Below are 1,507 nucleotides of genomic sequence, written 5' to 3'. Positions count from 1 at the left end.
GAATGGTGAGTTCGAAGGAGATGTAGGCGTCGATGTAGCGCAGGATGCGCGGCCGCCCCAGCTCGACCTGCGCCGTCACCTTCGCCAGGCGACCCGGCCCCACCCCGATCGGTCCGAAATCGAAAGCCGCGCCGGTGAGTTCACCGAACGCCGCGGCGATCCGCTGCTCGGAGACGGCGTATTCCAGGAAACGCCTGCCGAATTCCTCATAGCTGATGTAGGAAGACTGTTCGGGGTCCACTGCCCGCAGAGTACGCGAGCCGAGTCACCTCACACGCCGAAACGGCGGTGCCGCGCGGCGTAATCCCGCAGCGCGCGCAAGAAGTCGACCCGCCGGAACTCCGGCCAGTACGCCTCGGTGAACCAGATCTCCGAATAGGCGCTCTGCCACAGCAGGAAACCCGAAAGCCGCTGCTCACCAGAGGTTCTGATGACCAGATCCGGATCCGGCTGACCCGAGGTGTAGAGATGCTGACCGATCGCGTCGACCGTGATCGACTGCACCAGATCCTCGCCCGACTCACCCGCGGCGATCTCCTGGCGCACCAGCGAGCGCACCGCGTCGGTGATCTCCTGGCGCCCGCCGTACCCCACCGCCACATTCACATGCACACCGTCGCGGCCACTCGTGCGCTCCGCCGCCACCCGCAGCCGCTTCGCGATCAGCTCCGGGAAACCCGCCAGCGAGCCGACGATCCGCACGCTCCAGTTCTGCTCCGGCGCCGACAGCTCCTCCACCACGTCGGTGATGACCTCGAACAGCGTCTCCAGCTCATCCGGATCGCGGCGCAGGTTCTCCGTCGACAGCAGATAGACGGTCACCATCTCGATGCCCTCGTCGGAACACCAGCCGACCAGCTCGGCGATCTTCAGCGCACCGACCCGATGACCGTGGCTGACATCGGTGAACCCGTTCTCGCGCGCCCAGCGGCGATTGCCGTCGCACATCACGGCGACATGGCGAGGATGCTGCTTGTCGGCCAGCTGCTTGGACAGTCTGGCTTCGTAGATGCGGTACGGCAGACCACGCACCCGAGCGAGAAACTCCACGCCCGCACCCTACGCTCCCCCGCCTCCCCGCGTTTTTTGCCGGTCGTGGGGAGAGCACGAGTTGCGCGCCGGGCCGGCGGTGAGTACGTGGTGGGGTTCCTGGGTGGCTGGGGAGTTACCCCGGTGCTCGCGAGATCGGCGGTGTGGGGGTGGGCACGTTTGTGGTGGTGGAGGTGGGTGCTGACGTACCGTTGGCGGTAACCTACGGTACCGTAGGTTTAGACTTGGGAGGATTCGTGGAGGCTGTGCGGGCCGAGGTGCCGGAGCCGGTGGTGCTCGGCAAGCCGCTGCTGCGGGGGTGGATTCATACCTGGGCGGTGGGGGTCGCCGCGGTCGCGGTGGCGGTGCTCGTGGTGTTCGGGCGAAAGCGACTGGCCTGACCGCGGTGCTCGTCGCCTCGGCGGTGCATTTCGTGACGATTCCCTTGTGGGGCTTGCTGTCCGACAAGATCGGCCGG

At 66.8% G+C, this 1,507-nt stretch carries 3 protein-coding genes; 1 reads left to right on the top strand and 2 read right to left on the bottom strand.

Annotation, left to right across the window (positions count from 1 at the left end; genetic code table 11):
- Nucleotides 1-241: hypothetical protein (locus tag ACWDNU_RS45620; RefSeq protein WP_449673416.1), on the bottom strand; the 241-nt coding region annotated here is incomplete at its 3' end.
- A 29-nt stretch (nucleotides 242-270) separates the two neighbouring features.
- Nucleotides 271-1,050, bottom strand: coding sequence for an isoprenyl transferase (locus ACWDNU_RS45615; protein ID WP_355273109.1), 780 nt, complete (start codon nucleotides 1,048-1,050; stop codon nucleotides 271-273).
- A gap of 236 nt (nucleotides 1,051-1,286) precedes the next feature.
- Here ACWDNU_RS45615 and ACWDNU_RS45610 point away from each other — a divergent pair, with 236 nt between their 5' ends.
- Nucleotides 1,287-1,430 carry a hypothetical protein gene (locus ACWDNU_RS45610; protein ID WP_449673417.1) on the top strand — a complete coding sequence of 48 codons (144 nt, stop codon included), beginning with the start codon at nucleotides 1,287-1,289 and terminating at the stop codon, nucleotides 1,428-1,430.
- The last annotated feature ends 77 nt before the right edge of the window (nucleotides 1,431-1,507 follow it).

The sequence above is a fragment of the Amycolatopsis sp. NPDC003676 genome (assembly GCF_053587275.1).
This window is presented reverse-complemented; position numbering and strand designations above follow the sequence as displayed.